The sequence below is a fragment of the Maridesulfovibrio sp. genome, from assembly GCF_963676065.1.
Classification (GTDB): domain Bacteria; phylum Desulfobacterota; class Desulfovibrionia; order Desulfovibrionales; family Desulfovibrionaceae; genus Maridesulfovibrio.
On the sequence record NZ_OY780933.1, the window covers coordinates 3,117,817 to 3,142,823 of the forward strand.

Annotated in this window: 24 protein-coding genes, 2 tRNA genes and 1 other RNA gene; 18 read left to right on the top strand and 9 right to left on the bottom strand. The window is 44.3% G+C overall.

Annotation, left to right across the window (positions count from 1 at the left end):
- Positions 1-82 precede the first annotated feature (82 nt).
- Both efp and ACKU35_RS14010 read right to left on the bottom strand, forming a co-directional pair.
- Positions 83-643, bottom strand: coding sequence for an elongation factor P (gene efp, locus ACKU35_RS14005; RefSeq protein ID WP_319760035.1), 561 nt, complete (start codon positions 641-643; stop codon positions 83-85).
- Positions 644-750: 107 nt separating this feature from the next.
- Positions 751-1,206, bottom strand: coding sequence for a type II 3-dehydroquinate dehydratase (locus ACKU35_RS14010; RefSeq protein WP_319760037.1), 456 nt, complete (start codon positions 1,204-1,206; stop codon positions 751-753).
- A gap of 127 nt (positions 1,207-1,333) precedes the next feature.
- On the opposite strand from ACKU35_RS14010, the gene yihA reads away from it, so the two are divergent.
- On the top strand, positions 1,334-1,945 hold the full coding sequence (yihA, locus tag ACKU35_RS14015; protein WP_319760039.1) for a ribosome biogenesis GTP-binding protein YihA/YsxC: 612 nt from the start codon (positions 1,334-1,336) through the stop codon (positions 1,943-1,945).
- Positions 1,946-1,993: 48 nt separating this feature from the next.
- On the opposite strand, the gene ACKU35_RS14020 is transcribed toward yihA, so the two are convergent.
- The 3 genes from ACKU35_RS14020 to ACKU35_RS14030 all read right to left on the bottom strand — a co-directional run bounded on the left by ACKU35_RS14020 (position 1,994) and on the right by ACKU35_RS14030 (position 4,577).
- On the bottom strand, positions 1,994-3,121 hold the full coding sequence (locus ACKU35_RS14020; protein ID WP_319760041.1) for an LptF/LptG family permease: 1,128 nt from the start codon (positions 3,119-3,121) through the stop codon (positions 1,994-1,996).
- The gene (gene lptF / locus ACKU35_RS14025) at positions 3,118-4,278 is read right to left on the bottom strand and encodes an LPS export ABC transporter permease LptF (protein WP_319760043.1); all 1,161 of its coding nucleotides are present in this window, start codon (positions 4,276-4,278) and stop codon (positions 3,118-3,120) included. Before lptF ends, ACKU35_RS14020 begins: the two co-directional genes overlap by 4 nt.
- Before the next feature lie 104 nt (positions 4,279-4,382).
- Positions 4,383-4,577 (bottom strand): hypothetical protein, encoded by a 195-nt coding sequence (locus tag ACKU35_RS14030; RefSeq protein WP_319760046.1) that lies wholly within the window; start codon positions 4,575-4,577, stop codon positions 4,383-4,385.
- A gap of 147 nt (positions 4,578-4,724) precedes the next feature.
- Between ACKU35_RS14030 and ACKU35_RS14035 the strand changes: the two genes are divergently transcribed.
- From ACKU35_RS14035 to ACKU35_RS14060, 6 genes are all read left to right on the top strand, one after another.
- Complete coding sequence (locus ACKU35_RS14035; protein ID WP_319760048.1) at positions 4,725-5,519, top strand: undecaprenyl-diphosphate phosphatase; 795 nt, start codon at positions 4,725-4,727, stop codon at positions 5,517-5,519.
- Positions 5,520-5,651: 132 nt separating this feature from the next.
- Positions 5,652-5,728 (top strand) — tRNA-Met (locus tag ACKU35_RS14040).
- Positions 5,729-5,897: 169 nt separating this feature from the next.
- Positions 5,898-5,974 (top strand) — tRNA-Met (locus ACKU35_RS14045).
- A gap of 92 nt (positions 5,975-6,066) precedes the next feature.
- A protein-coding gene (locus ACKU35_RS14050; protein ID WP_319759405.1) for an IS3 family transposase occupies positions 6,067-7,301 on the top strand; the annotation gives its coding sequence in 2 pieces (ribosomal slippage) (positions 6,067-6,421 and positions 6,421-7,301; 1,236 coding nt in all).
- A 165-nt stretch (positions 7,302-7,466) separates the two neighbouring features.
- Positions 7,467-9,776, top strand: a complete 2,310-nt coding sequence (locus ACKU35_RS14055; RefSeq protein WP_319760050.1) for an ABC transporter substrate-binding protein — start codon at positions 7,467-7,469, stop codon at positions 9,774-9,776.
- An 18-nt stretch (positions 9,777-9,794) separates the two neighbouring features.
- Positions 9,795-10,208 carry a hypothetical protein gene (locus ACKU35_RS14060; RefSeq protein ID WP_319760052.1) on the top strand — a complete coding sequence of 138 codons (414 nt, stop codon included), beginning with the start codon at positions 9,795-9,797 and terminating at the stop codon, positions 10,206-10,208.
- 8 nt (positions 10,209-10,216) lie between these two features.
- On the opposite strand, the gene ACKU35_RS14065 is transcribed toward ACKU35_RS14060, so the two are convergent.
- Positions 10,217-10,996 carry a transporter substrate-binding domain-containing protein gene (locus ACKU35_RS14065; protein WP_319760054.1) on the bottom strand — a complete coding sequence of 260 codons (780 nt, stop codon included), beginning with the start codon at positions 10,994-10,996 and terminating at the stop codon, positions 10,217-10,219.
- Between the two features lie 224 nt (positions 10,997-11,220).
- On the opposite strand from ACKU35_RS14065, the gene ACKU35_RS14070 reads away from it, so the two are divergent.
- The 4 genes from ACKU35_RS14070 (at position 11,221) to ACKU35_RS14085 (ending at position 15,682) form a co-directional block, all read left to right on the top strand.
- Entirely contained in the window at positions 11,221-12,588 is a 1,368-nt protein-coding gene (locus ACKU35_RS14070; RefSeq protein WP_319760056.1) for a hypothetical protein, read from the top strand.
- A gap of 165 nt (positions 12,589-12,753) precedes the next feature.
- Positions 12,754-13,365, top strand: a complete 612-nt coding sequence (locus ACKU35_RS14075; protein WP_319760058.1) for a hypothetical protein — start codon at positions 12,754-12,756, stop codon at positions 13,363-13,365.
- 33 nt (positions 13,366-13,398) lie between these two features.
- A complete protein-coding gene (locus ACKU35_RS14080; RefSeq protein ID WP_319760060.1) occupies positions 13,399-14,160 on the top strand; it encodes a DUF4198 domain-containing protein in 762 nt (253 codons plus the stop codon).
- A 154-nt stretch (positions 14,161-14,314) separates the two neighbouring features.
- The gene (locus ACKU35_RS14085) at positions 14,315-15,682 is read left to right on the top strand and encodes a response regulator (protein WP_319760062.1); all 1,368 of its coding nucleotides are present in this window, start codon (positions 14,315-14,317) and stop codon (positions 15,680-15,682) included.
- A gap of 4 nt (positions 15,683-15,686) precedes the next feature.
- Here ACKU35_RS14085 and ACKU35_RS14090 read toward each other — a convergent pair whose 3' ends face one another.
- Positions 15,687-15,890, bottom strand: a complete 204-nt coding sequence (locus tag ACKU35_RS14090) for a hypothetical protein (protein WP_319760064.1) — start codon at positions 15,888-15,890, stop codon at positions 15,687-15,689.
- Between the two features lie 129 nt (positions 15,891-16,019).
- Between ACKU35_RS14090 and ACKU35_RS14095 the strand changes: the two genes are divergently transcribed.
- The 5 genes from ACKU35_RS14095 to ACKU35_RS14115 all read left to right on the top strand — a co-directional run bounded on the left by ACKU35_RS14095 (position 16,020) and on the right by ACKU35_RS14115 (position 18,142).
- Positions 16,020-16,340, top strand: a complete 321-nt coding sequence (locus ACKU35_RS14095; protein ID WP_319760065.1) for a hypothetical protein — start codon at positions 16,020-16,022, stop codon at positions 16,338-16,340.
- Between the two features lie 155 nt (positions 16,341-16,495).
- Positions 16,496-16,855, top strand: a transfer-messenger RNA (tmRNA) gene (gene ssrA, locus ACKU35_RS14100).
- 215 nt (positions 16,856-17,070) lie between these two features.
- Positions 17,071-17,559 (top strand): hypothetical protein, encoded by a 489-nt coding sequence (locus ACKU35_RS14105; RefSeq protein WP_319760067.1) that lies wholly within the window; start codon positions 17,071-17,073, stop codon positions 17,557-17,559.
- 72 nt (positions 17,560-17,631) lie between these two features.
- Positions 17,632-17,877: a ribbon-helix-helix protein, CopG family gene (locus ACKU35_RS14110; protein WP_319760068.1), complete on the top strand. Its 246-nt coding sequence runs from the start codon at positions 17,632-17,634 to the stop codon at positions 17,875-17,877.
- Positions 17,864-18,142, top strand: coding sequence for a type II toxin-antitoxin system RelE/ParE family toxin (locus ACKU35_RS14115; RefSeq protein ID WP_319760069.1), 279 nt, complete (start codon positions 17,864-17,866; stop codon positions 18,140-18,142). The genes ACKU35_RS14110 and ACKU35_RS14115 overlap by 14 nt, the downstream gene beginning before the upstream one ends.
- A gap of 174 nt (positions 18,143-18,316) precedes the next feature.
- On the opposite strand, the gene ACKU35_RS14120 is transcribed toward ACKU35_RS14115, so the two are convergent.
- Positions 18,317-18,778 (bottom strand): hypothetical protein, encoded by a 462-nt coding sequence (locus ACKU35_RS14120; RefSeq protein ID WP_319760071.1) that lies wholly within the window; start codon positions 18,776-18,778, stop codon positions 18,317-18,319.
- 10 nt (positions 18,779-18,788) lie between these two features.
- Positions 18,789-20,912 (bottom strand): SpoIIE family protein phosphatase, encoded by a 2,124-nt coding sequence (locus ACKU35_RS14125; protein ID WP_319760073.1) that lies wholly within the window; start codon positions 20,910-20,912, stop codon positions 18,789-18,791.
- A gap of 493 nt (positions 20,913-21,405) precedes the next feature.
- Here ACKU35_RS14125 and ACKU35_RS14130 point away from each other — a divergent pair, with 493 nt between their 5' ends.
- Both ACKU35_RS14130 and ACKU35_RS14135 read left to right on the top strand, forming a co-directional pair.
- Positions 21,406-22,782: a TolC family protein gene (locus tag ACKU35_RS14130; protein WP_319760075.1), complete on the top strand. Its 1,377-nt coding sequence runs from the start codon at positions 21,406-21,408 to the stop codon at positions 22,780-22,782.
- A gap of 15 nt (positions 22,783-22,797) precedes the next feature.
- Entirely contained in the window at positions 22,798-24,993 is a 2,196-nt protein-coding gene (locus tag ACKU35_RS14135; RefSeq protein WP_319760077.1) for an efflux RND transporter periplasmic adaptor subunit, read from the top strand.
- Positions 24,994-25,007 lie beyond the last annotated feature (14 nt).

The window sequence follows — 25,007 nt, forward strand, 5'->3', positions numbered from 1 at the left end:
CGCTGTGTCCATCTAACGCAAGATGGATGAAATATTAAATTTTCGGGGAGCGCAAAGCCCCCCGAAAGAAGTAAGTGTCAAATTACTTTTCGCGACCGAGGTATTCGCTTGAACGGGTATCAACTTTGATTTTATCATCTTCGTTGATAAACAAGGGAACATTGATAACCAATCCGGTTTCGAGAGTCGCAGGTTTGGTAGCGTTACTTACGCGGTCACCCTGGATGCCGGGGTCGGTCTGGGCCACGGTAAGTACTACCGAAGCGGGAAGTTCAATACCGATTACTTCTCCGTTATAAAGCAGCGCCTTGTTGGTTTCGCCTTCTTTGAGGAAACCGCCGGCAGTGCCGATAACATCAGCAGATACGTTCATCTGTTCATAGGATTCGAGATCCATGAGCACGTAATCTTCGGAATCTTTATACAGGAACTGCATTTCCTTGGAGGCCATATCAGGCTTAACAACTTTTTCGCCGGAGCGGAAAGTCTGGTCGGTAACGCGGCCGGTAAACATGTTTTTCAGCTTTGTGCGTACAAAAGCGCCGCCCTTACCGGGTTTGAAATGCTGAAATTCGACGATTTCATAAGGTTTACCGTCTATTTCGATCTTAAGTCCGTTTCTAAAATCTTTTGTTGAAATCATATTTCCTCCACTAAAATATTATTTGCAGGGCCTTAAATGGCGCCTTTAAGCGTTGCCCCGCTGTCTTTATGCTATTTAAAATGACAGCAGCCAGCGGATTCCTGCGGCTAATCAGCTGCCACATGTGAAAACAATGCTTGAACGGCCAAGGCATAGCTCATTATTCCGAATCCGGCAATTGCTCCAATGCACTGTTTTCCCATAAAACTTTGCTGGCGAACCGGATCTTCAGTCCGCGCCCAGATGTTACTGATGTGAACTTCCACACATGGAACTTCGATCCACGCGAGGCAGTCGGCAATAGCAAGGCTGGTATGAGTGTATGCTCCGGCATTGAAGACAACTCCGTCGATTTTATCTTCACGGGCCTTTTCAAGCCTGTCGATCAAGGCTCCCTCTGAATTGGACTGATAGAATTCCAGCTTAATCTCAGCTGCCTTGCTACCCATAATTTTTTTAAGATGTTCCGGAATATCTTCTATTTTATCGGAACCATAAATCTCAGGCTGACGTTTACCGACGTAGCCCAGATTCGGACCGTTCAGGATCAGAAATGTTTTCATCAAATCCACCTTTTAAGTTCATGTTCTGGGAAAATATCCTTGTAATGATCGCTCGGCTTGACTAACCTTAAGAAATAAGTGAACTAGCCGGGTTCACACAACCACGAATAATCAAGGAAAACTCCTTATGGATAATACACTCACACTAATTAAAACAGTCTACGAGATCAATCAGCTTGAAGAATTCGCAACCCCGCAGATCATTTTGGCAGGGCGCTCCAATGTGGGCAAATCTTCACTGATCAACTGTCTTGCAAATAGAAAAAAGCTGGCCAAGATCAGTTCCACACCGGGAAAAACCCGTAGCCTGAACTACTATGAAGTAGATCCGCACGGATATTTTCTGGTAGACCTGCCCGGCTACGGATACGCCCGTTGCTCAAAATCAGAACGCGCCAAATGGGCCAAGCTGATTGACCAGTACATGCTCGACAATCCGCATATCGCTGCAGCAGTCGTTCTGCTGGATAGCAGACATAGTCCGCAGCAGAATGATCTGGATCTCATTTCATATTTTAAGCACTGCAACGTCCCCATTCTGCCGATCATGACCAAAGCGGACAAGAGCAAGCAGAAGGACCGCGCCAAAATTCAAAATAAATGGGAAGACATCCTTAAGATCAAGCCGCTCTGCGTCTCCAGCAAAACCGGCATGAACCGCACTAGACTCTGGAATCTGCTGGACGTAACCGCTATACCGGAACTGGCTGAAATCGAAGAAGAGAAAAAAGAAGATTAACCGCACCGGCCTCGGCTGAGCTAAAAAAACTCAGCCGGGGCATAAGAATCAAATCTTTACCCTGTGCAGATACTTCCCAAAATGCTCAGGCACAAAGACCCATGCTATCCTTCCCAAAGCCAGCGCACTTACCAGTATATTTCCTAACCATGCAGCCAGAATAGGCGGTAAGGCACCGCTATCGCCGGCTGAAGCTCCTATCATAAAAAGAGCGTAATAGGTAAATATAAAAGCCAGCCCGAGACCGATATTAAGATAAATATTTTCGGTTACAGTTACCAGCGCCAACGAAACAAGAGCCATAGTCAAAAGCGAGAAAGCATAAGCCCATTTAGAATGCCACGCCGTAATCAGTCTATCCACGCCGGACCCTGATAGCTTGAGCTGCTCGATGACCTGATCCAGCTGCCAGAGAGGCAACTGTGCCGGATCAATGTCAGGATCAACGACCTTGAAGACATTAAGGTTCAATTTAATAGGCATGGTAAAAATTGGATGTTTGCGCGATACAAAACGGTCAGGACTCAGTTCAACTGCGTTTTCAAGTTTCCAGCCGTATTTGCTGCTGACTTCTGCGCTCTCGGAAGTAATCACCCTCTTAATACCGCCATTATCATCAGCGAATTCATAAACTGTGATACCTTTAGCCCTGTTCCCGAAAGGCATGACTTCCTTGGCTTCAACAACAAACCGCCCCTGCTTGAGCCAGATATTTTTAAGCACCCTTTTATCCAGCATGCTTTTGCGGACATCTTCTTTCCAGATGCGATAGGCTTCCTGCTCTCCATAAACACCTATAACTTGTGAAAAAAGCAGCTGCCCGAAAGACCAGATAATAGCATAAACCACAAAAAATTTAAGGAACCAGATCAGCGAAAGCCCTCCGGTCCGTAACGCCAGCAATTCCTTGTTACGGGCCATTACACAAAGCTGCACGATCATGGAGATCAAAAAAACAGCGGGCAGAATCTGAGAAAAAATGAGCGGCATCTTAACCAGAAAATACTTGAGAATCGTGCCCATGCCGAGTCCGGCCTCAATAAAATCATCCAGACGATCAAAAAGGTCCGAAAGTAAATATATTCCGGTCCCTACGCCAAGACATACAGACATAAGGAACAGATTCTGCTTCAAAACATATGAGGCAAGGTATCCGGGAAGAAGTCTGCGAATCATGCTTCTTTCCTCCTGAATTTACTAAGGAACGGAATCCTTATGCTAAACGAATGTTCCATAACCGCCATTTTCAGCAGAACTGCTGAAATAATCGCAAAAGTCACATTGGGCAGCCAAAGCCCGATGACCGGCGCAAGCACTCCGCTTTCTCCGAAAGTCACTCCGAGTGAAAGCATCGTGTAATAGACAAGGAAAAGTCCCATGGAGATTATTAATCCGTACTGCTGTTTAAGGCCCTTAAAAATACAGGCAATAGGCACGGCGAATATTCCTAGGACCAGACAGGCCACAGGCAAAGCCAATCTTTTTTGAACTTCTACTTTAACTTTTTGGATAAACCCCGGATCAAGCTCCCCTGCGCGATCACCGGCACGACTGATGCGAACCAGTTTTTCCCATGACATTTCCTTAGGGCGCAGTTCAGCAACATCATAGCCTTGCAGGATATTGGCAAGCGGGATCCTGACATCATAGTTCTTGAATTTAAGAACGCTAAGTTGTTCATTTTCCTGCTGGTAGATGCGTCCATTTTCAAGATGAATAAGGAGCCGGCCCATCTTGGGATCAGTACGAATTTCACCAAGCGGAGCAACAATTGTAGCTGTCATGTCACCACGCGTATTATCACGCACGAAAACCGATCGCATTACTCCGTTCTTCTCATCCACACCGTCAGCATAAAAGACCAGCCCGGGAAAATTCTTATTAAAAACCCCGGGTTGAATGGCCAGCTGACTTTGAGTTCTGGCAATTTCCATGAGTGCGCTCCGAAAATTTTCAGTTCCCCATGAAAGTCCGTAGAGCGAAAAATAAAAATCCGCCCCGGTACAAAGCAGGCAAAAAATTATCGGGGCCGGAAGCAGTTTATACAAACTGATGCCGCCTGATTTTAGCGCTGTGATTTCATTATCAGCATTCATCCTCAAAAAAGTCAGGAAAATAGAGATCATAGTAGCAATTGGAGTAAGCATGAGCAGGAAAAAAGGACATAGATATATAAAAAGCTTACCCATTTCCAATGCGCTAAGACTCTGCCCCATAAAAAGATCCCGGAACTGGAGCAACCGGCCGATGAGGATCAAGCCCATGAATCCTGAAAGACTCAGGGTAAATATTGAAATTAGTTCTTTAAAAATATTGCGATGAAGAAGCTTCAATTTGATTCCCGCAAATTATGCAGACAATAAAAGTTAATCATATAGAAATCAGAACGGGCGGCATACCCCACCCGCTAAACACGAGGAATAATAAAAAATCCAAATTAGCAATCAGGTGCTTCGCCTTTGTTCTCAGCATAAAAACGTTCCATGAATTCCATATCTTTCGGGGAAAGATTGAATCTCATCGCAGCCTCTTCAAGCAGTGATTTCAGAGGTTTATCAGTATCAGCATGCTGCTGGGATATCCATTTAACAGCTTTTTTGATCAATTCACATGGAGGCACTACAGTAGCCATATATTTATTCCTTTGTTTTAGACGTAATTAATTAATATTGCAGTACACCAGCTTGCCGCCCCTTGCAACTTTATGCAGGCTGGCTTACCCAAAGCTGATCTTAATCTAAATTAGGCCAAAACTTTCGGCAATCATAAAGGAATACCCATGTCATCACTAGTTACAGCCGCCATACTCGGCATTGTTGAAGGACTGACTGAATTTTTACCGGTATCCAGTACCGGACATCTGATCATCACCGGACATCTGCTCGGATTTACCGGGGATAAGGCCGCCTCCTTTGAGGTGGCCATCCAGCTAGGTGCCATACTTGCTGTGGTTGTGCTTTACTGGTCCCGTTTCTGGGGACTTATCGTCCCGAACCCAACCCAGCGTTTTTCCGGTATCAGGGGGCTATACCTGCTGTTTCTGACCAGTCTGCCCGCCTCCGTGCTCGGGTTGATCGCCCACGATTTCATTAAACAGCATTTATTTAATCCCTATACTGTAGCATGGGCGCTGGGAGTTGGGGCAATTATGATTTTAATCGTCGAGAAAAGAGACATCCGCCCTTCCTGCTATTCTCTTGATGAGGTCACTCCTAAGCTTGCTCTGGGAATCGGCTGCTTCCAGTGCCTCGCACTCTGGCCCGGTTTCTCACGTTCAGCAGCAACCATTATGGGCGGTATGCTGCTGGGTGCTAAACGCAAAATAGCGGCCGAATACTCATTTATCGCAGCAGTTCCGATCATGTTCGCAGCCACGGGATACGATATGCTGAAAAGCTACAGTTTATTCACCATGGCGGATATGCCCTTTCTGGCGTTAGGATTTATAATATCTTTTCTTTCGGCATGGGCGGCGGTAAAAGGCTTTATCTACCTGCTGGGTAAGTTAACCCTTCGCCCCTTTGCCTACTATAGGCTGGTACTGGCTCCGCTGGTTCTTTATTTCTGGAGTTAGAAAAACGTAAATCTGCCATTTTTTGGATAATTTAAAAAAAATTCTTAAAAAGTTTATTTTTTACTTGCCAAGCATCAGCAGAATGTATAGAAAGTCACCTCGTTGGACGCAAAGTCCAGCACTGAAAAACGTGGCGAGGTAGCTCAGTTGGTTAGAGCATGCGGCTCATATCCGCAGTGTCGGGGGTTCAATTCCCTTCCTCGCTACCACGAAAATTTAAAGACCCTGTAATTCATTACAGGGTCTTTTCTTTATTTAGCCCAATAATCCAACATATAATTATTATACTGTTTTTTTTGTCATTTTTTACTTGCCAAGCATCTCAAGAGTGTATAAACACTTTCCTCGTTGGACGCGAAGTTCAACACCGAAAAACGTGGCGAGGTAGCTCAGTTGGTTAGAGCATGCGGCTCATATCCGCAGTGTCGGGGGTTCAATTCCCTTCCTCGCTACCACGAATATTCATAAGGCTCTGTAATTTATTACAGGGCCTTTTCTTTTTATCTGTCCCGTCCTGAAATAGGTTTACACCCAAAGGACCTATTTTATGAAAAAGGAAGAAAGTCAAAGAGTAAGGCGAAGTCAGCGCGATTACACAATGGGCTTTAAATTAGCGGTTGTTGCGATGGTAGAAGAAGGCGAAATGACCTACAAGCAAGCCCAAAAGACATACGGGATTCAAGGCCGCAGCACTGTTTTAGTCTGGCTGAGAAAGCACGGAACCCTTGACTGGAGCAAACCTATGGTACATCTGAAAAGAATGCCAAAATCTAAAGAGACTCCAGCACAAAAGATCAAGCGTCTTGAAAAAGAGCTTCAGGAAGAGAAGATCAAAACTATGCTTCTCAACGAAATGATTGATATTTCTGACAGAGAACTGGGTACTTCCATAAGAAAAAAACTTACCCCCGAGCTGCACGAGGTCTTCAGGAAACAAAGCAAATAAGTTTATCTGCTTGCTGTAGACAGCTCGGGGTGAGTCGGCAATCGATATATCAGGCTGAAAAACGCCATAAGGTACGGGAAAAACAGTTCCAAGAAGTAAAGAAACTTGTTTTGAGTCTGCGGGCCAGAATGCCTCGGCTGGGAACGCGTAAGCTTTATTTTTTATTGCGTGAGAAATTTGTAGCTCGTGGAATCAAGCTTGGACGGGATGCCTTTTTCGCATTATTGCGCAGAGAGCATTTACTGATAAAAACAAGAAAAAATTACACAAAAACTACAAATTCAAAGCATTGGCTCAAAAAACATCCTAATTTATTGAAGGAGTTTAAGCCTCAGTATTCAGAAGAAGTCTTTGTTAGTGATATAACTTACGTAAAAACGTTAAATAAAACATACTATCTATCACTAATTACAGACTCTTTTAGCAGAAAAATTGTAGGTCACAATTTGAGTTCTGATCTTAGTGCCGAAGGGACCGCTAAAGCTTTAGATATGGCTATCAAAAACCGAAAAACGCGAAACAAAACAATCCACCATTCAGATCGTGGATTGCAGTACGCATCGTCCATTTATCAAAACAAGCTCAAGAAAGCCGAAATGGTCCCATCTATGACAGATGGGTATGATTGTTACCAAAATGCGTTAGCTGAACGTATAAATGGAATTTTAAAACAAGAATTTTTGGTGTTTAAATGCACTAGTTTTGATGAGTTAAATTCACTCGTAAAAGAGTCTATTGAAATATATAATTCTGAACGTCCTCATCTTAGTTTGAAAATGAAAACACCGAACCAAATACATAAACAGGGCTGTGGGGGTACCCCCACAGCCCTGTAGTAAACCAATTAACCGTCAATCTATTTTAGGACGGCTCAATCAGCATTGTTCATCGAACCTTCTTTGAGGAAGAGTCCTGTCTTTAAATGAGAAGAATCATTTGCAAAAGAAACCCTTTATGCTAACAATTAAGGTACAATAAGACTTAAACACAGGACTTATGCTTTGAACAACCACCTAATTAGCTCGAAACATACAGATATACGCACGACTTCTCTACTAGTACCTATATTTTACGCAGTTGCTGCTGTCATTCTCATTACTTTATTTTCCGGCAACAGTTGGGCAGCTAAAAACCTTGATAAAGTAACTCTGCAACTCAAATGGTTTCACCAGTTCCAATTCGCCGGTTACTATGCCGCCCTCGAAAAAGGATATTACAAAGATGAAGGGCTTGATGTAACCTTAATCGAACGGGACCTGCGCTATAGTCCCATTGATCAGGTATTGAGTGGAAAAGCTGATTTCGGAATAAGCAATTCGGAAGTACTGCTCCGCTATATGCAAGGAAAAGATGTCGTCCTGCTTGCATCAATATTTCAGCACAGTCCTCTGGTCTTCATTTCCAAAACAAAGCCTCTGATTCATAATGTGCAGCAATTCAAAGGAAAAACCATACTTATGAATTCAGCTTCACAGGATATTGAGTTAAAGGTAATGCTGGAGACAAATGGAATTTTACCTAATGATATTAAGCTCATAGATAGATTCGCAGTCCCCGAAGATTATTTTGACCCGAAAATAGACTTGATAGCGGCATATATTACCAATCAACCGTTTTACCTGAATAAGGAAAATACACCTTATTCAATCATATACCCTTACACCCATGGTGTTGATTTTTACGGAGACACCCTTTTCACCTCACAGTCACAGATAAAAAAACATCCGGAACGGGTTAAGAAATTCCTAAAAGCCAGCTTGAAAGGATGGCAATACGCTCTCAAGCATCCCGACGAATTAATTGAGATCATCACCGATAAATTCGGTTCCCTGAAATCAAAGGCCCACCTGAAATACGAAGCCGCAACAATGCAAACACTGGTTCTACCAGAACTGGTACGTATCGGACACAGTAACCCCTTCCGCTGGGAAGAAATCGGTAAAGAATTTCAGAAGCAAGGGTTGATAAAAGAAACCAAAAACCTTTCAGCATTCTTTTTCAACCCGGCTGAGGGAAAAGTAACCATCAACAAAAAAACAGCCTTAATTACAGCCGTTATATTTGCGATAATTATTATCGTACTACTTGCTTCAGTCTTTATTGCTAGAAAATTCCAGAAAGAAATCGAAAGCCGCAGAGAGGTAGAGGAAAGGCTGAAAAAGAGCGAAAGGTATTATCGGAGCCTCTTTGATAATACGGGAACTGCAACCATTATAGTCGCCGACGATTTTACCGTAAAACATTGCAACGAAAATTGTGCGCAGCTCTGCGGAATCACAAGAGACGAGATTGAAAATAAACTTAAATGGACGGCTTTTATTGCACCGGAAGAAGTGGACAGAGTTACCGGATATGCAAAATCAAGGCATAGCGTGAACAATTCCGCTCCCAGATCATACGAGACAAGGCTCTTACGGAACAACGGAGAAATCAGATATATTCATGTGAACGTTGAGGCAATTAACGACAGCACGGACCATGTTGTTTCAGTTCTTGATATGACAGAAAAAGTCAAAACACAGGAACTGCTTATTCAAACAGAGAAAATGGTTTCTGTAGGAGGACTGGCTGCCGGCATGGCCCACGAAATCAATAATCCGCTTGCCGGAATACTGCAGGCTGTTCAAAATATTTACCGCAGGATTTCAGCTGACGTACCTGCCAGCGTTAAGGTAGCTGAGAAGCACGGCTGCACTTGTGAGCAGATAAACGCTTTTCTGGAAGAACGAGGTGTAATAAGGATGCTTGCGGGTATACACAGCTCAGGAGAACGGGCAGCAAATATAGTCCGCACCATGCTAAATTTTACCCGCCAAAATGACGACGGCATGAGCAGCTGCAACTTGAACCTGCTTTTTGATGACATCATAGATATCATCACCTGCGATTATGACCTGAAAAAGAAATACGACTTCAAACATACTAAAATAATAAAAGAATATCAAAAAGATCTAGGCATGGTTCTTTGCCGCAGGACAGAAATCGAACAGGTGCTGCTTAATCTCGTTAAAAATGCCGCTCACGCAACAAACGATGTAGCTGAAATCAGAAAACCGACCATAACGCTAAGGACTAAAAATGATGGTAAATTTATCATTGCCGAAGTGGAGGATAACGGTCCTGGCATGACTGCTGAAGTAAAAAGACGTGCTTTTGAACCCTTTTTCACGACAAAATCTCCTGGTTTAGGTACCGGGCTTGGACTTTCTGTCTCATATTTTATAATAACCCAGAACTATAACGGGGTATTTGATATAGAAACCAAAATTGGGCAGGGAACAAAATTTATTATCAGAATGCCTCAAATTTAATTAACTTGGACGAAAATTATGACTAATAAAATCATATTCTTAACTGTTGTAATTATGATGCTGGCATGCTCTGCATGCGCCAAAAAACCGGTTCTTTACCCCAATGAACAATACAAAGTCTCCGGAAAGACCAAGGTTTCCGAAGATATTGAGTACTGCCTCGCCCTTGCGGAAAAAAGCGTCGGAAAAGAATCCAGAGGAAAGACATCCGCCAAGACCGGCCTTCAGGGAGGACTTATCGGCGGTGCAATTGGCTTCGGTATAGGAATCATTACAGGAAGCCCGGGAACCTCCGCACTTGCAGGGGCTGCGGGAGGAGCAGCAGGCGGAGCGGCGAGCGGTGCGCTTCAAGACGACTCCAACTCACTCTACAGAAAATTTGTAGAACGCTGCCTGAAAGAGAAAGGGTACGAACCCATGGGCTGGAAATAGCTACGGGATTAAAAAAAATCGAGAACGGGAAGATATCTTGAAGCGATCTTCAAGTATGTACCGTCCAGCTTCATCTTTTTCAGTTCGGCACTTACTTTTCTAAATGCCACGGGGTTCTTTTTACGCGAAAAGGCAAGGTAGGTATCAGACTGTGAGAAAAACACCGGTCGCCCGGTATCGGAATTGGTTATAACCTCTAACTTTCCAAACAGATTATTCTTATTTAGAAAATGGAGCGCAGGATAGTAATCGGCAAAAAAGAAATCAATCCTGTCAAGCAGCAGTTTTTTTGTATTAAGATTAATATTCGGAACTTCTTCAATCCGTTTAAATCTATGTTCATTAATAGCTTTATCTACTTTTTCACCGTAGTAGAAGGCTCTTCCTACTCCCCCTATATATTTTTTTGCGTCTGAAAAATCCGGTGAAAAATACACACCAGATCCGCAATGACGCAGCGCGACAACCTTTTCCGTAATTAAAACAGTATCGGGATAGCGCAAAAATTTATTTCGCTCCTCATTATATCCGGCATTGAAAACAGCATCCACCTGCCCCTTTTCGACCAAGACCATAGCTCTTTTCCATGGTACAATACGAACAACCGGTGAATATCCGGCCCTTCTTGCCGCTTCGGATACGATATCAACCAAAAATCCGGTAGGTTTGCCATCTTTTAGAAAAGTCTGAGGGGGAGTATCAAGAGTGACAAAGACTAACTTTTCAGCATGCAGAATAGAGGGGAAAAACAAAAACAAAAATACAACAGAAATAAAGAATTGGCGCACTAATTATCAACCTCCCATAATAAGCTCATTAATACTAACATAATTAACCAGCTGAAACAATCAACCACCCGGATCTGTAAAAATAAAACCCATTGTACTTGCTGAAAAAAGCAAAATTGCGCTATATTAATACAAAAGAATACATTCCGGTATTAAGTTTATGCTGTATATGCCGATCATATTTTTAATAAGCACTGTATTTAACCTAAAAAAAAGATCAACTTATGCTGAGATTACTAACCATTCTTATCACCATTCTTCTGCTCCCAGCCATGGCTCTGGCATGGCCGGGTAAAATTGTAGCAGTGGAAGGTGCAACGACATTCGTTGTTCTCAAGGATGGACAGACTCCGGTAAAAGTAAATATCGCCGGAGTGAAGCCTTCTAAAAATATGGATCCCGCCAAAGCCCGCATGGAAAGCAGTAATCACGTGCTCATGCGAGATGTGGAAGTCAGAGAACTCAGCAAAGCAGCAGACGGTACAATAATAGGCGATATTACCGTAAACGGAAAGTCTTTATCAAAAGAACTGATTGATGATGGCATTGTTGAAAGTTCAGCTCAAACAGCTCCTGCGATCGACACTGCCCCGGTTGAAATTCCCGAAGAAATCAATAATCCTGTTCAAAAAGATGCGGCAATGCAGCCCGCTGCCGAAGCCAGCGCTTCAAAAATAGTTGATGAACTTTCTCCGCAGGCCGCTCCGCCGAGTCAGCCCGTCATTTCGCAGGTCAGCACCCGGCAAGCTGTAACTCCCCCCGCGCAGACCATGCCTGCTCAAATCCGTTATGTGCAGACCTATCAGGCTCCGCAGCCGCTGGGACTCTGGCCTGGTCGTCCGACTCAGGTAGCAGCTCCTCAGATGGCAACTCAGATGACTCCCGCACAACATTCCGGATTTGAAGCTGCGCCAAATTCAGCACAGGCTATAAATACTCAGCCCACTACGCAGCAAATGCAACAGCCAGGCGACGTGGCCAAGCGCGAATACGACCTCGCGGTTAAGGTTCAGGAAAAATCACGCAGAACCCGTAAGCCGACAGGTTTCTTCACAAAAAAGCGCCAGTCTGAAACTTACCTAGGCCTGAACTCCGGGGCCCACGCAGTCATAAAGCCAAAGTCAGATGTTCCTTATCAAAGCTGGGGCACAAATGACGCCATTAGCGTCCGACATTTTTTCCCTTCAGGTTTCGGAATTGGCGGTGAATTTAAATATTCAGTAAGTAAAGGCCGTTCAATCTCGAGCTATGACAATGCAACGAACTCAACATCGACCTATGATTACAAAAAAAAGGACTTTACTACATATTCACTGACAGCTTCCTTACTTTACCGTTATTACACAGGACGAAATCTTACCGCTTACGTAGGTGGGATTGGTGGATATGCGATATTTTCTAACCCCAGCACAGTGTTTCATCTTTCTGATGGTGCGGCAGTGCTTGGCGGTGAAACCGGGATTCTGTATAAATTTGATTCAGGTTTTACCCTCGGCGGTGACATCAAGTACACAGCCCCGATTGGAACAAAATCTGACGATCCTTCCGGCTATCTCGGTTCGTCGATTAATATAGGCTACACATTTGACTGACCCCCATCGAAAAAACTGTCCACTTAAAAGGCCTTAACTTTTCATAAGTTAAGGCCTTTTTTATATTTTACTATTGACTTCATTATTCCTTCATAATACCACCTTTTAAAAAAGGGTAACACACACTAAGCATTGATTTTCATTTACCATAACCGGAGGAAATAAATGTCGTTGGCAAAACTATTCCGCACTCTGACTGTTATTTTCATAATCCTTACAAGCACGACGGCCTTCGCCCACAGGGTAAATCTATTTGCCTATGTTGAAGGGAATACAGTTTTTACTGAAAGCTATTTCAGCAAAAGCCGGAAAGTCCATCAGGGCAAGCTGGAAGTTTTCAGTACGAAAAGCGGCGATCTTCTTCTAAAAGCAAAAACGAACGATGAAGGCAACTTCAATTTCCCCATTCCCGAAGCAACAAAAAAAGAACGTAGCGGACTTCTAATCTACCTATACGCTTCGGAAGGACACCGGGCAGAATGGACAATTAATGCTGATGAAATATTCCCGGATTCCACTGAGGCAACTTCAGAAGAAATACAGCCAGCCCCTGAAGTTCAAGCCCAACCGTACGACACAGAAACAAAAGTATACTCCACTGATATAGCAAAACTTAATGAACAGCTAAGCACGCTGACGGATAAAGTCGAAACCTTGAAACGACTGATCATAAGCCAGCAGGAAAAGGGCCCCGGTGTAAACGAAATTTTCTCGGGACTCGGCTATATCCTTGGTCTTTTCGGAGTTGCCGCTTTTTTTCTTTCGAGAAAAAAATAGCCTTCCACTAACCTTTTCACACGGAGCTTTTTCATGCGAAAATTAATTGTGTCTACCCTCACACTTCTTCTGATTATGGCCTTCTGCGGATCAGCATACGCCCATTTCGGCATGTTGATCCCGGAAAAATCCGTCATCACCCCCGATAAAAAAAGCGCGGAAATTCAACTTTCCTTTTCCCATCCGTTTGAAATGCACGGCATGAATCTGGTAAAACCGAAAAAATTCAGTGTTTTTTTTAATGACAAGGAAACCAACCTCCTGCCTGCATTGAAAAAAAACAAGGTTATGAATCACGATTCCTTCAAAGCAGAATACAAGTTCAAACGTCCCGGCATGTATACTTTTTTCATGGAACCAACCCCCTATCCGGAACCGGCAGAAGACAACTACATAATCCATTACACCAAAACCGTTGTCTCCGCCTTTAACGAAGGTGAAGATTGGAATACTCCCCTTGGTGTAAAGACAGAAATTGTACCGCTGACCCGCCCGTGGGGAAATTACGCCGGTAACGTCTTTCAAGGCATTGTCCTCTTAGATGGCAAACCCGCTCCCTTCACCCGTGTTGAGGTGGAATACTACAATAAAGACAACAAATTTGTAGCTCCTTATGAATGCATGAATACTCAGGAAGTTCTTTGCGATGAGAACGGCGTTTTCACATTCGCATGCCCCAAAGCAGGATGGTGGGGATTTGCTGGCTTAAATGATGCTGACTACAAGATCAAAGGTAAAGATGTGGAGCTTGGAGCAGTGCTCTGGATTGAAATGGTTCCTTATAAAAACAAATAAATACGGTTTCCGAATTTAATTTAAAGACCGGAAACAATATGTTTCCGGTCTTTACTTTTATCATCAAGGTATTTATGAATATATATGTGAAGAATAACACTCATACCCGCAAAGGTTTGTTTTATAACCAAATTTATCTGTAACCGGAGATAAAATGCTCAACCCTCAAGTTTTGATTGTTGATGACAGCAAAACGATAAGGACAGTTATCAGTTCAGAGCTGAAAAAGCATTCTATCGATGTGACTGAAGCTGTAAACGGCCTTGAGGGACTGAACCTTGCCCGTGAGCAACATTATGATCTGGTAATCACTGATATAATCATGCCGTGCATGGACGGTTATCAACTCTGCACCGAAATTAAAAAAAATCCCAAAACCCAATCCACTCCGGTTATAATTCTTTCCAGCAATGACGAGGATGAACAGATCGAAAAAGGCTTTGAAGTCGGAGCTGCGGCTTATGTAACCAAAAACAAAGCCCGCAAGGATCTGATTCCTTATATTAAAGACATTCTGAATCGATCCAAAATCCTGCGTGATAAAATAGTGCTGGTTGTTGACGATTCCAGATATATTATAAATGTCGTGGAATCAGGACTCTCATCAGCCGGATTTAAGGTGATTACCGCCCGCAATGGAGCAGAAGCTTTTGAAATAGCGTGTGAAATAGCTCCCCATCTGATTCTTTCCGATATCAATATGCCTGAAATGGATGGCATCAGGCTCTGCGAAAAAGTTCAAAACCACCCCGGCCTGTCCCATATTCCATTCGTAATAATGAGTTCAGGCACCGATAGGCGAACCATGCGGGAACTGCTGCATAAAGGAGCTGCTGCCTTTCTGGTTAAACCTTTCAACATCGACCAGCTCGTCATAACGGCAGAGAAACTTTTGAGTGATCATTTTCAGATGGTGCTGCAGCAGCGTGAGCTCTTCAAAAAAGAACGCACTCTGCTCATGGGCAGTATCACCAGTCTTGTTCAAGCTCTGGAAGCAAGGGATTCATACACAAGAGGTCACTCGGATACTGTCTCAAAAATTTCAGTCAACATTGCCAAAAAACTATCTTTAAATGAATTTGATTGCGAAAGGATTGCGTTCGCGGCCAGGCTGCACGATCTGGGGAAAATAGGAATCCGTGACGATATATTGCTGAAAAAATCTGCCTTAACCGAATATGAATTTTCCAAAATTAAAGAGCATCCGGTCCTTGGTGCGGATATCTTAAACCCGATTCCAAGTATGGAAGACATCATCCCGGCTGTACTTCACCATCATGAAAAGATGAATGGTAAAGGGTACCCACATGGACTGTTCGGCAATGAAATTCCTCTCTGGGCGCGTATAATATCAATTGCCGATGTTTATGATGCCCTGACAACAGACAGGCCTTACAAAAAAGCTTTCACCCATCAGGATACAATGCAGTTTATTGCAGAAAAATCTCAGGATGAGCTTTGTCCGGAATGTGCCAAGGCTTTTCAAGAAGTTATGCTTGAAGACAACTCACATCTTTCTTAAAAAATTAAGCAGGCTGAAGTTTATCGAGACCGGAAATTTCCCAAGCCTTATCCTTATCAACTTCCTCTCCGTCTTGTAAGATCAACGTTTGAGTCTCACTGTCTACATCAGCACTCTCATCTACTCCCATCCTGAAAATAAGCTTCTGATTGCTATCATAGATGTAAGCCGCTTCTTCATAAATATAAAACTTAAAAGGATTCTGCATAGTTCCTCCATTAAATTATTGTTAATCAACACCCGGCTTTTACCACTTTGTTCAATGACAAGGAAGGGATATTGTTATAACAATTCAGCTTACTGAAATAAAATTTTACATCAAACATACGAGAGAGACATGAAACGCACCCTAAAAATTCTCATGATCCCCGCAATTTTGATCTTCACGTTTATGAGTACGGCAAGCTACGCAGAGACCAACACATATACATGTGATGAGGGACCATACTGCATTGATGAGCGTGTTAATTTCGGCTCGGTAAAAATTCAATGCATGGACGTTAACGGGGATCTGCTTTCAGACTGGGTTTGCGAATACGAAATGGAATATTCCTGTAAAAATGAACTGACCGGGGAAGTGCGCAAAGGCGGATTCGATCCCATGGAGACGTCACTTTGTTCAGAACTTTGCGGACCATGCAAAGAAGGCTGGAAATAATTCCCGTTATCCGGGTCACAACACTTGCCAAGCACCAGCCAATGATATAGTTAATTTCACTTCACCTGAAGGGGCTGAAATATTTATTTTACATAAACCCCTTGCATCATAGTCCTGCGTACATATTATATGTGCAGGAAGTGTTCTTTGAAAATGGGGGCGCATTGGTTTCGACGGGGGTGAAAGAAGCCAAGATCGCAGGTCGTGGCGCCGCTGGCCACGTAAAAAGCGGCACAATCATAATTGCAAACGACAATTACGATTACGCAATGGCAGCTTAATTAAGCTTGCCATGTCATAGCTTTGATGTCTGATATTAGCTTTGACAACAAACCCATCAGGCTGGCTATCTTTCCGTTGCACGTCCGGAAAGAGGCGAGAACCTAGCACGCGCTGGTCCATTTGTTGCCTGTTCAGGGGCGTTCATTTGGACGAGAAACAATACTTGAACTAAACCTGTAGACATCTTGGTGGAGCATTCTCGGACGGGAGTTCGACTCTCCCCGCCTCCACCATTTCATTGATTTCATACTGTCCCATACAGTTTCACAAAGAACGTTAAACCCTTGTTATTCATACGAATAGCAAGGGTTTTTTCGTTTCTTCTACGTTCGTTATAGTTCGCTTAACACCGTTGACATCCGTGGTTCTATGTGAGTTAGGATGAGCTTACTCACCACCTGCAAGGTTGCCGTACTCACAAAACACATGGAGGTCTCATGGCTTAACTGTGAAGCAGGATCAAACCGTAGAAGATGGCGATTACGGCCCTCCCCTACACCGTTCGGCCTGCGGTCTGTCCGTTAAAGCAGTAACGACCATGGTCGCTCTCGGTGCTGATATTTATGCTGAACCTTCAGACGGAGGATTACCGGCAATATATAACACCTTTCTTTCGGACAACTGCAAAGCCATGCTGCTGGCGTTCATCTCAATGGGCTTCAGTGTTGACGGCATAGAGGGCCACCCCCTGCTTCACTATGCTTACGGGAGTGAGAGACTTGAAGCGGTCAAGTTACTTCTAAAGCTTGGCGCAGACCCTACCCTCAAAGACGAAAACGGTAGAGACTTTGAAGCCTTTAAGGAAATGGTGAAAGAGCGACGGAAAGCAGCCAACAGTCAGTCCACCGAAGCAGAACATAAAGTTAATCCTTTACTTGAGGAATTGGAAAAGCAACTGGTTGAAACCGCGCGACTGAAGGAAGAACTCAACAATTAAGGCTAAAAAGCTCTCGATCAGAAAGTTGACTACAATGTATACAATGTCTACATTGTCTAAAAGGAGTTAACTATGAGCACAGTTACCGCACGAGTTTCAGATGAAACAGCATCAAAGCTTGATGCCCTTGCCAAGGCCACGAATCGCAGCAAGTCCTTTCTTGTTGCAAGCGCGCTGGAGCGTTTTCTTGAAGAACAGGCATGGCAGATAGCCCAGACGGTTGAAAGCCTTGAACAGGCCGATAGAGGCGAATTCGCTACAGCATCCGAAGTGGAAGAAGCTTTCGGAAAGTGGGGATTAGAGGTTGAAGCTGACTAGAATCAATTGGACAAAGAACGCAATTAGAGATCTTAATTCTATCCGCCGCTATCTAGCCGAGCAAGCTGACGAAGAAGTCATGGAGTCCGAAGCAAAACGTATATGGGACGGCTGCCAGCGATTAAAACAGTTCCCAGAAAGTGGCCGTCCCGGTCGAGTTCCAATGACACGAGAAGTTGTTATCTCACCTTACATCATCCCCTACCGTATTCAGGGTGATGCTGTGGATATTCTTAATATTTTTCATTCTTCTCAGAAGACTTAATCAATTGTTGAAAAATATCCATAGACTATGCACAACGTTTTTTGATTAATCGATACTAATACAAACAAAAAGACCCCCTTCAACGAGCTGAAAAGGGTCTCTTAAAATGATTCTTTTATAAATTGTTGTTTGTTAGTATTCAGTACAATACTAACATTTCAAACAATTTCCCAACTACATGCCAGACATACCCTTCACTTCTTTAAGGGACTTCTCCATCTTCTCAAGGCCGTTGTCCATCATCTGGAAACCTTTATCATCGCCTTTCTTGACCAGTCCCATACCTTTCATCATTTCCATCATACCCTTGTTGGCGTGGCCCATTGAGCCTTTAACCATGGAATGATGATTACCGTCCTCGGCACCCTTTTCAATCATCTTCATTCCGTTATGCATGGGCATCATTTCCTTATTCATGAGTCCCATACCTTCTTTCATGGTAGCCGGGTCGTGCATGAGCTTTGCGCCGTGCTTCATTTGGGCGAGACCTTTTTCCATCATGGCAATACCGTCATGCATGGAGCCTTTCATTTCTCCCTTGCCGTGACCGGAATGATTCATATCCATAGCGAAAGCCGCGCTGGACATTACAAGAATAAAGGCCATTACTACGCTGATATTCAAAATTTTCTTCATGTTACAACTCCTATGGTGTTTTGTTTTCTTTCTTTATGACCACTACGGTCAGATCATCTTCCTGTTTAACTCTTCCGGTAAAATCCTGAACAGCAGCAAAAATACCGGATGCTATGGACTCAGCTGAAGAATTCTTCTTCAAATCAATCAAATCCCACAGCCTTTTCTTACCGAAAAATTCGCCATCCTTGTTGGATGCCTCCCAGATTCCATCAGTACCGAGAATGAGAATTTGACCATCCGTAAGCTCTGCACAACAATTCTCGGAATACTCAACATCCTCAAAAGCGCCGAGAACAATCCCTTCTCCCTCAAGCTTTATGAAATCCTTATTTGCCGGATCAAAAACCAAAGCCGGTTCATGCCCAGCCCTTACCCAGCGCAATTCACTTTTGGCAGGATCAAGCTCAACCATGAGCATGGTCATGAATTGACCTGTCTTATATGTATCCTGAGCAACAAGTCTGTTGACGTCAGTAACTATCTCTCCAAGCTGTCCGCCACTAAGTGTCCGCGCTCGCAGATATCCTCGCACAGACCCCATAAGCATTGCCGCCGGAACTCCATGCCCACTGACATCACCGATGGCAAAACGCATGTTATCGCCATCGCGATCAGGCCGGATATAGTCGAAGTAATCCCCGCCCAGCTCATCGCAATATCTGCTTTCTCCATAAATATCATATCCCTTAATGTAGGGAGAATTCTGCGGCAGTAAATTGGTCTGGACTTCCATAGCCACATCAAGGGCACTCTTAATTTCAATGTGTTCCCTTAATGACGGAGCCATCGAGTTGAAATCACGGGCCAGCTCGCCGACTTCATCCTCTCCGGAAATTTCAACACGGGCAGAAAAATCTCCGGAGGCAATACGTTTGACTCCTCTGGCAAGAATCAAAATATTTTCAGTAAATCTTCTTGAAAGCAGAAACGCGAGCAGGGACACCAACAGTACTACAAGGATCAAGACGAAGACCGTTTTCAGATATTGATCATTAATTGCCAACTGAACATAAGATTTTGCTTTGTCAGCCGGAGCCACAACATCGTCATGGGGAAGTATCAAAACCAGTGAGACTCCTCGTTCATCCGGGGCGGAAAATGCCCAGATACTATCCCGTTCTTGGTAAGGCATACTTAGAACACCGGACTTACCGCTCTCCAAATACTTGCGGAATCGGGAGAACAGGTGTGCATCAGTAGAAGAAAGGAGCATCTGAGTAGATGGGGGCTCCCACATATGCATCATGCTTTTACGGCTGGAAGCAGCGACCTCTTTTGCGACCACCTCAACTCCATTGGTCCCATTACCGTTCGGCTTAAGACGCACCAGCAAAGAATCAATGTTATGTGAAAAGACATCAAGATGGTTATAGCCATGCAGAAGAGTATCAAGCGGGACATCAATGGAAACACTCCCAACAGGCACCTTGTTTACAAATACACCTATAGAGGCTGTAAGAACGGTATGGCCGGTGAGAATATCCTTCTGCGGCATAGACCAAGTTGGAACCGGACTCTCATTTATTACCGGAACGGTCTTGTGCATATTCATCCTCATTCCGGTTGTTGCCGGGTAATCAAGGCTTTCACCGGAATTGAACACCGCCCTGATCCACAGGGTGAGTTCTGGATTTTTGAATTCAACAGCTTTCAGTAAAGGCAGAACGGAATCCGATGTTCCATAGGGAAGTATGGGATTCCGGCTGAAACGATGTGCCGCGGTGTAACGAACCGAATCAAAATCAAGTACATAAGATCCATGCATCATGTTTTGATCACTCTGTTCATATTTTTTTTCTAACCGTTCAATATCACCTTGACTTGAGCCACTACCCAAAAAAACTTCAGGAAGACTGAATTCGTTGCCATCTTCAATCCATGCAGAAAGTTCTGCTGAAATCTGCTGTAAGTTCAGCTCAACTATCCTACGCTGCTTGGATAGAACGCGAGCATGGTCCTCAACCAGCCTTTTCAGCTCCACACTGCTCTTATTGACCAGTTCCCTGCGTACCTCTCCCCCGATCTCATCAGAAAGCGAACGCAGGGAATCAAGAACCCCGGCCTGAACTAGCACAAGGGGCAGTATCGATACCGTAAGTAGGAGCAAGAGCAGTTTAAAACGTATCTTCATATATTAACCTTCGAATATGATTATTTATCAAAATAGAGAATTCTAGCAGTCTATAGGATACACTTTTACACGCTTAACTCCCAGAATTAAGGTCAACATTTTCACATTGCATTCCATCATAAAATAAACATTTAATATCGAATAGTTAAACTCAAATTGAGCATCTATAGCAAATAACTGGGCCAACCTATGTGAAAACAATTGCACTTAATTGATCTTAGACAAAACATTCAAAATTTACTATACTATTTTAGTATGATTTTATTGCCATTTATACCGTTGTCATGTGCAAATAAGTGCAACTAAACTCTCCAACAGGCCGCAATTATTAATGATGCACAAACAAATATTGCACAAATATATTCAAAGATAAAAAACGCTCCAACAACAGATGAATTATACTGATTCTTAATGTACAGTATTCGTTATTATCATTAGCATGGAATAGTATTTGCTCAATGCAGAACATCTTTTTTCTCAGCAGGAGAGCTTCATGATCAAAACAACCAACTTTAAATATATAATCACCATCATTTTCAGCGCGCTTATAATTATGCAATCCACCACGGCATCAGCGCAAAAAATGGCATCTAACAGCACCACAAACACTCAAGCTCCTCATACTGAAATTTCTGAATTAACAGATTATCTGGTGGAAGCCGCCCGTAACAACGATGATGTGTATGCAGCTTTTTACAGTTGGAAAGCGGCATTGCAGCGAGAAACAAGCGTTTCCAGCCTGCCTGACCCCAGATTTAATTTTGCATGGTTTATCCAGCCCGTAGAAACCCGGACCGGACCTCAGGAATTCAAATACGGCCTGAGCCAGACCCTGCCGTGGTTCGGCAAGCTCGGCCTCAAGGGTGAACAGGCTCTGCGCGATGCGGACATCAAAAAAGCCCGTTTCGATAATCTCAAACTAAAAATATTCACCGAAGTAAAGAAAACCTACTACGACTATGCCTACCTTGCACAAGCCATCCGCATTACCCACGAAAACATCGAACTTATGAAATACCTCGAAAGCGTAGCTCGAGCCCGCTATACTACGGGAGCAGGCGCTTATGACGGCGTAATCAGAACTCAGGTTGAGTTGGGAAAACTTGAGGACAGACTGCGCTCACTGGAAGAACGCAAAGGCCCAACCGTTGCCAAACTTCTTGCTGCCATGAACAGGGCTGACGATCAGACCCTGCCCTTTCCCAAATCAATACCTGTTATGCAAATAAGCATGTCTCCAGATCAATTGAAGGAAGAATTCAAAACCGGAAACCCCAGATTAAAAGAGCTCGACCATTCTGTTAACAGAGAAAAGATTTCGGTAGAGCTGGCTAAAAAGGATTACTACCCGGACTTTACCTTCGGTGTTGAATACATTCAAACCGGAGAATCAAGATCTCCAAATGTCACCAACGAGGACCGCGACCCGATAATCACTGCAATGTCCGTCAACCTGCCTATCTGGATGGACAAACAGGATGCTCAGCTCAATGAAGCAGAGAACAAAGTAAAATCAGCATCACGCAAAAGAGCCGGTCTTGAGCGCAACCTGACCGCCGAACTTGAACTCGAAATATATAAATATCAGGATGCCATCCGCAAAGTCAGCCTTTACAGGGACAGCCTTACTCCCAAGGCAGAGCAATCCCTTGGCGTTTCAATTGAGGCATTCCAGTCCGGCACAGCCTCATCAAGTGACTTGATTGATGCCGAACGGACCCTCATTGAGTTTCAACTGGCCTACTATCAAGCCCTTGCCGAACAGGCAAAGCGCGTAGCCACAATCGAATATCTGGTCGGTCGGGAAATTCCCTGCAGCATCCACGGCCAGACCATGCCGCAATCAAATATTTCCATCCCAGAAAATTAAATACACGGAACCACCATGAGTAAATTTAAACAGATACTGATCCCGGTCATCCTTGTTGCTATCGCTGCATTTGCAGCCGGATACATCCTTTCCGGCTCAAAGGGACAGCAGGTAGAAAAAGAATTAGTTGCCGAACACGAAGACCACGGACTTGAAGCAACCGTTACCGAAAAAGGCGAGATAGTCTGGACCTGCTCTATGCATCCCCAAATCCAGCTACCTGAACCGGGCAAATGCCCAATATGCTTTATGGATCTCATCCCGCTGGAAAAGGGCGGTGAATCAGGTGATGAAGCAGTCAGCTTACGCCAGATCAGCCTGACCGCATCCGCCCGTAAGCTGGCCGGTATAGCTACTACCCCGGTAACAAGGCAAAGCATCAATGTGCAAACCCGCATGCTCGGCAAGGTGGACTACGATGAAACCCGTATCGGCACCATCACCGCATGGACGGGGGGGCGCATCGACAAACTATACATAGACTATACCGGAAGCTCAGTGCGCAAAGGGCAGGCTACGGCTTCCATCTACAGCCCGGAATTGCTTACAGCACAGGCTGAGTTGATTCAGTCGGTCAAGGCCAAGTCTGCACTGAAAGGCAGCTCCCTGAAAGTGGTTAAGGATACTGCAGCCCGCACCGAACAGGCCGCACGGGAAAAGCTACGCTTGCTGGGACTTTCCAAAAACCAGATAGAAAATATCATCAAACGGGGAAAAGCCGCTGAACACATAACCCTCTACTCGCCCATGAGCGGTATCGTTATCAAAAAGGATGTTGTCGAAGGTGTTTATGTCAAAACCGGAACCCCCATCTATACCATTGCCGACCTTTCAAGGGTCTGGGTAATTCTTGAAGCTTATGAATCCGACCTCCCGTGGATCAAGATGGGCATGAAGGTAAGTTTCAACACTGAAGCTTATCCCGGTAAAAACTTCGAGGGCAAGGTGGTCTACATTGACCCGGTGGTTAATGAGAAAACCCGTACGGTCCGGGTAAGGCTGGAAGTCCCTAACAAGGGACTGAAGCTCAAGCCGGGAATGTTTGTACGTGCTGTAAATACTGACGATAAGCAGACGGCAAAAGAACTGGTCATTCCGGCTTCGGCCCCACTCGTCACCGGTAAACGGGCAGTGGTTTACATTGCCGTTCCCGGTAAGGAAGGCGTCTTCGAAGGACGCGAAATAGTCCTCGGACCCAAGGCCGGAGACTTCTATGTCGTCAAATACGGTCTCAGTGAAGGCGAAGAGGTTGTCACCAAAGGTAACTTCAAGATCGACAGCGCCATCCAGATCATTGCCAAACCAAGCATGATGAACCCTGAAAGCGGCGTAAAAACCGTCGTCCATGACCACAGATCCGACTCTGCAGCCATGCAGGATATGGATCAACAGGCAAAGACTGATCGCACCCTGCCGCCTATCTTTGCATCAAAACTGGTCTTCCTGAAAAATGATTTTGATTCCCTCATGGAGATTGCCAAGACCGGTGACGTTGAGAACAGTCGCAAACAATTCTCCGCATTCTTTGAAAGTCTGGACAAAATTGATGCTTCCGGTCTCAAGGGTGACGCATCCCTTGCATGGAAAGAGCTATCCATGCTGCTCAGGAACGATGCCGTGCTCGGCAGTGGTGTAAAAGACCAACAAAGACTGAAATCAATCACAGCTGAAACTACGAACCACTTCAAGCGACTGGATACAACTTTCGGAATTTCAGCGCTCACCGCCAATTCTGCAAACAAGGCTGAATCTCCTGAAGCCTTCCAGATGCAACTGGGTAAAGTCTTTAATGCCTATTCAGCATTTACTGAAGCTCTTGCAGCCGACAACCTGCAAAACGCTCAGAAGCAATCCGCACTCATGGCTGAAGAACTGAAAAAGATAGATAACACAGCCCTCTCCGGCGATGCTCATAAAATATGGATGGATGCGCTGGCGAATATCAATGACGGCATATCCGCCATCCGCGAGGCCAAGGATATTGTTGGAGTCCGCGCCGGACTGGAACCTCTTTCATACGGCATGATTGATGCGGTTGAAAAACTGGGGATCAAGTCCACCAAACCGGTCTACGAAATATTCTGCCCCATGGCCTTTGATTTCAAAGGAGCCAAATGGATGCAATCCGATGAGGACATCCGCAACCCCTACTTCGGGGAAGCCATGCTTAAGTGCGGCGAAGTTGAACGCCAACTCAAGGCCGGAGAATAAGGTTCGGAGAACGA

Bases quoted from the DNA above. Each gene is read 5' to 3' on its own strand.
- efp (WP_319760035.1), bottom strand. From the start codon at position 643: ATGATTTCAACAAAAGATTTTAGAAACGGACTTAAGATCGAAATAGAC.
- ACKU35_RS14010 (WP_319760037.1), bottom strand. From the start codon at position 1,206: ATGAAAACATTTCTGATCCTGAACGGTCCGAATCTGGGCTACGTCGGT.
- yihA (WP_319760039.1), top strand. From the start codon at position 1,334: ATGGATAATACACTCACACTAATTAAAACAGTCTACGAGATCAATCAG.
- ACKU35_RS14020 (WP_319760041.1), bottom strand. From the start codon at position 3,121: ATGATTCGCAGACTTCTTCCCGGATACCTTGCCTCATATGTTTTGAAG.
- ACKU35_RS14030 (WP_319760046.1), bottom strand. From the start codon at position 4,577: ATGGCTACTGTAGTGCCTCCATGTGAATTGATCAAAAAAGCTGTTAAA.
- ACKU35_RS14035 (WP_319760048.1), top strand. From the start codon at position 4,725: ATGTCATCACTAGTTACAGCCGCCATACTCGGCATTGTTGAAGGACTG.
- ACKU35_RS14060 (WP_319760052.1), top strand. From the start codon at position 9,795: ATGACTAATAAAATCATATTCTTAACTGTTGTAATTATGATGCTGGCA.
- ACKU35_RS14070 (WP_319760056.1), top strand. From the start codon at position 11,221: ATGCTGAGATTACTAACCATTCTTATCACCATTCTTCTGCTCCCAGCC.
- ACKU35_RS14075 (WP_319760058.1), top strand. From the start codon at position 12,754: ATGTCGTTGGCAAAACTATTCCGCACTCTGACTGTTATTTTCATAATC.
- ACKU35_RS14080 (WP_319760060.1), top strand. From the start codon at position 13,399: ATGCGAAAATTAATTGTGTCTACCCTCACACTTCTTCTGATTATGGCC.
- ACKU35_RS14085 (WP_319760062.1), top strand. From the start codon at position 14,315: ATGCTCAACCCTCAAGTTTTGATTGTTGATGACAGCAAAACGATAAGG.
- ACKU35_RS14090 (WP_319760064.1), bottom strand. From the start codon at position 15,890: ATGCAGAATCCTTTTAAGTTTTATATTTATGAAGAAGCGGCTTACATC.
- ACKU35_RS14095 (WP_319760065.1), top strand. From the start codon at position 16,020: ATGAAACGCACCCTAAAAATTCTCATGATCCCCGCAATTTTGATCTTC.
- ACKU35_RS14110 (WP_319760068.1), top strand. From the start codon at position 17,632: ATGAGCACAGTTACCGCACGAGTTTCAGATGAAACAGCATCAAAGCTT.
- ACKU35_RS14120 (WP_319760071.1), bottom strand. From the start codon at position 18,778: ATGAAGAAAATTTTGAATATCAGCGTAGTAATGGCCTTTATTCTTGTA.
- ACKU35_RS14125 (WP_319760073.1), bottom strand. From the start codon at position 20,912: ATGAAGATACGTTTTAAACTGCTCTTGCTCCTACTTACGGTATCGATA.
- ACKU35_RS14130 (WP_319760075.1), top strand. From the start codon at position 21,406: ATGATCAAAACAACCAACTTTAAATATATAATCACCATCATTTTCAGC.
- ACKU35_RS14135 (WP_319760077.1), top strand. From the start codon at position 22,798: ATGAGTAAATTTAAACAGATACTGATCCCGGTCATCCTTGTTGCTATC.